This is a genomic window from Azonexus sp. (assembly GCF_036170495.1).
Taxonomy (GTDB): Bacteria; Pseudomonadota; Gammaproteobacteria; order Burkholderiales; family Rhodocyclaceae; genus Azonexus.
On the sequence record NZ_JAVHPH010000226.1, the window covers coordinates 1 to 3,553 of the forward strand.

General features: G+C 61.4%; 5 protein-coding genes. All 5 read left to right on the forward strand.

What is annotated here, in order from left to right; translation table 11 throughout:
* On the forward strand, positions 1-411 hold a 411-nt coding region (tolR, locus tag ADADOO_RS07720; protein ID WP_511276429.1), incomplete at its 5' end, for a protein TolR.
* A gap of 6 nt (positions 412-417) precedes the next feature.
* Complete coding sequence (locus ADADOO_RS07725) at positions 418-1,197, forward strand: energy transducer TonB (RefSeq protein WP_511276430.1); 780 nt, start codon at positions 418-420, stop codon at positions 1,195-1,197.
* Between the two features lie 31 nt (positions 1,198-1,228).
* Positions 1,229-2,500 carry a Tol-Pal system beta propeller repeat protein TolB gene (gene tolB, locus ADADOO_RS07730; RefSeq protein WP_511276432.1) on the forward strand — a complete coding sequence of 424 codons (1,272 nt, stop codon included), beginning with the start codon at positions 1,229-1,231 and terminating at the stop codon, positions 2,498-2,500.
* Between the two features lie 25 nt (positions 2,501-2,525).
* A complete protein-coding gene (pal, locus tag ADADOO_RS07735; protein WP_511276433.1) occupies positions 2,526-3,071 on the forward strand; it encodes a peptidoglycan-associated lipoprotein Pal in 546 nt (181 codons plus the stop codon).
* Between the two features lie 5 nt (positions 3,072-3,076).
* The coding region (locus ADADOO_RS07740; protein ID WP_511276435.1) for a YbgF trimerization domain-containing protein at positions 3,077-3,553 on the forward strand (477 nt) is incomplete at its 3' end.

Below are 3,553 nucleotides of genomic sequence, written 5' to 3' on the forward strand. Positions count from 1 at the left end.
GCCATGCGCCAGCGTCGTCTAAAAAGCGAAATCAACGTCGTTCCCTACATCGACGTCATGCTCGTGCTGCTCGTCATCTTCATGGTGGCGACGCCGATGATGACGACCGGTTCGGTCGATCTGCCCGCCTCCGGCACGGCGCCGCAGAAGCCGGACAAGTACGTCAAGGTGCAGATCAAGGACGACGGCAGCCTGTCGCTGTTCAGCATCAAGGGCGACGAGACACGGCTCAAGGGGATCAAGGACCTCAAGGCGCAACTGACGGCCCTCAACGAGGCCGACAAAAATACCCCGATCCTCATCGCCGGCGCCAAGGAAACCCAGTACAAGAACGTCATCGAGGTGCTCGACGAAGCCAAGCGCGCCGGGTTCCAGCGAGTCGGCCTGGAAACGGCCAGCGCCAGCAAATAAGTGGACATGATCCTCGACCAACCCGAAGAGCCCGGCAAGAAGTACGCGCTGGCGTTCACCATTTTGGTGCACGTGGCCTTGCTTGCCTTCCTGTTTTTCGGGGTGCAATGGAAGCGCAGCAAGCCGGAGGTCATGGAGGTCGAACTGTGGTCGCCGCGACCGATGCCGGCTCAATATGTGCCGCCGCCCCCACCCCCGCCTGAGCCGGAAGTCAAGCCGGAACCGCCAAAGCCACTGCCCAAGGTCGAGCCGGTGGTGAAAAAGCCGGAAATCGTCGTCAAGGAAGAAAAAAAGAAGCTGGAGCCGAAAAAGCCCGAGCCCAAACCGGAGCCGCCCAAGCCCGAGCCGAAAAAGCCTGAACCCAAGCCCGAGGTCAAACCGCCGCCCAAGTTCGATTTCAGCAAGGAGTTGTCGCGCGAAACGGCCAATCTGAAACCCCGGCCAAACACCCAGCAGTTGGCCAATGCAGCGGCGGCCGAGGCCGAGCAGCGGGCGTCGTCGAACAAGCGCGGGCTGGCCGATTACGCCAGCAAGATCCGCGGCAAGGTGCGCGGCAACATCGTTTTGCCACCCTCCATCCAGGGCAATCCGGAAGCAGTTTTTGAAGTCAGCCAATTGCCGGGCGGCGAAGTCCTCGACGTCAAGCTGAGACGCTCCAGTGGCAACCCGGCGCTCGATACCGCCATTGAGCGGGCCATCCGTAAATCGTCGCCGCTGCCTAAGCCGGACGATCCATCGCAGTTTCAGCGCACGCTGGAAATCAAATACAAGCCGTTAGAAGAGTAAAATCGCGCGAGTCTTTATGAAAATGAATGCAATGTCCCGAATCCTTCGTTTCATTTTTCTGCCTTTTTTCCTGTTGACCGTGGGATTCGCCCAGGCCCAGCTGTCAATCGAGATTACCGGTGCCGGGGCCAATCGTATTCCGGTCACCATCGTCGATTTTCCCGGTGACCCGGCTGCGTCCCGGGTCATCACCTCGACGGTGCGCGCCGACCTCGAACGGAGCGGCCTGTTCAAACTGATCGATCACAACAACCTGACGTTCGACGAAAACGCCCCGATCAATCACGCCGACTGGAAGAGCCGGGGTGCCGACGCGCTGGCGGCCGGCAGCATCGCGCGCAGCGCCGACGGGCGCATGGAAGCCCGCTTCCGCCTCTACGACACGCAAAAGGGCGTGTCGCTCGGCGGTGCCGCTTACGTCACCAGTAATGCCCAGCTGCGTGCCGCCGGCCACCGCATCGCCGATTTCATCTACGAAAAGCTGACTGGCGAAAAGGGTGTCTTTTCGACGCGCATCGCCTATGTCGTCAAGGCCCGTGGCCAGTTCCTGCTGCAGATTGCCGACTCGGATGGCCAGAATGCCGCGACGGCACTCACTTCGATCGAGCCGATCATTTCCCCGGTCTGGTCGCCGGATGGTGGCCGTCTCGCCTACGTCTCATTCGAGAAGAAAAAGCCGGTCATCTACGTCCATTCCCTGGCTTCCGGTCATCGCCAGATTGTGGCCAATTTCAAGGGCTCCAACTCCGCACCGGGTTGGTCGCCGGATGGTCGCAAGCTGGCTGTCGTCTTGTCGAAAGACGGGTTTTCCCAGCTTTATTCGGTCAATGCCGACGGCAGCGGCCTGCAGCGTCTGACCCAGTCCTCGGGCATCGACACCGAACCGCGCTATTCGGCCGACGGCGGCACAATCTATTTCACCTCCGATCGCGGCGGCAGCCCGCAGGTCTACCAGATGGCAGCCAGTGGCGGCGACATCCGTCGCGTCACCTTCGAGGGCAGCTACAACGTCTCGCCGCGTCCGTCGCCAGACGGTAAGAGCCTCGCTTTCATCAGCCGCCGCGAAGGCCGCTTCCAGCTCGCCGTGATGGATCTGGCCAGTCGCCAGGTCCAGGTGGTGAGCGATTCCAATAAGGACGAATCCCCGAGTTTCGCCCCGAATAGCCGCATGATCCTGATCGCCACTGATGTCGGCGGGCGCGGCGTACTATCGGCTGTCTCCAGCGATGGCAGGATCAAACAACGTCTCACGGTCGCCGCGGGTGATGTTCGCGAACCGGCCTGGGGCCCTTACTATCAATAATCCTCACATCCATCCGGAGAACTTTGTGAAAAAACTGCTTATCCCCGCCCTGCTGTCCGCCATCCTCGTCGGTTGTTCGACCACCCCGCTGCCGGAAGATACGGCCGGTGCTCCGGTTGAGTCGCGCAGCGGTTCCGGTACCGGCGTTGCCTCGGTGACCGCCGACGGTGTTGACGCCAACGGCCTGCCGCGCGAACTGACCGATCCGAAGAGCAAGTTGTCGCAGCGCAGCATCTACTTCGACCTCGACAAGTACGAAGTCAAGGACGAATACAAGGATCTGGTCGCCTCCCACGCCAAGTACCTGAGCGCCCACAAGGGTTTCAAGGTTCTGCTGCAAGGCAATACCGATGAGCGCGGCAGCCGCGAATACAACCTGTCGCTCGGCCAGAAGCGGGCTGAAGCCGTCAAGCGTTCGCTGACCCTGCTCGGCGTCTCGGAAGCCCAGATCGAATCCGTCAGCCTCGGCGAAGAAAAGCCGAAGGACGCCGGTCATGACGAAGCTGCCTGGTCGCAAAACCGTCGTGCTGACATCCTGTACAAGGGTGCTGACGGTCGCGGCGAGTTCTAAGCATCATGCGCCCGGTTCGAATCGCCCTGTTCATCGCCGCGCTGGGGGCCGCTCAGGCCCAGGCCGGCGTGTTTGACGACGAAGAAGCGCGGCGCCAGGTCGCTGATCTGCGGATCAAGACCGAGGCGCGATTCGACCAGCAGGCCAAGGCCCAGCTGGATCTGGCCAGCCAGATCCAGCGCCAGGCCGACGAGATCTCCCGCCTGCGCGGCCAGATCGAAACGCTCAATTACGAGCTCGAAACGGCCAAGAAGCGTCAGCAGGACTTCTACCTCGACCTCGATACCCGCCTGCGCAAGTTTGAAACGACCGAAAGCGCGAATGCTACGGTCAACCCGGAAAACGGGCCAAATTCCAAACCGGCCACCGACCCGGCCAAGGAAAGCCAGGACTACGAAGTCGCCCTGAACCAGTTCAAGGCCGGCAAGTACAAGGAAGCCGCCGCCGGTTTCGCCGCCTACGTGCAGAAATACCCGGCCAGC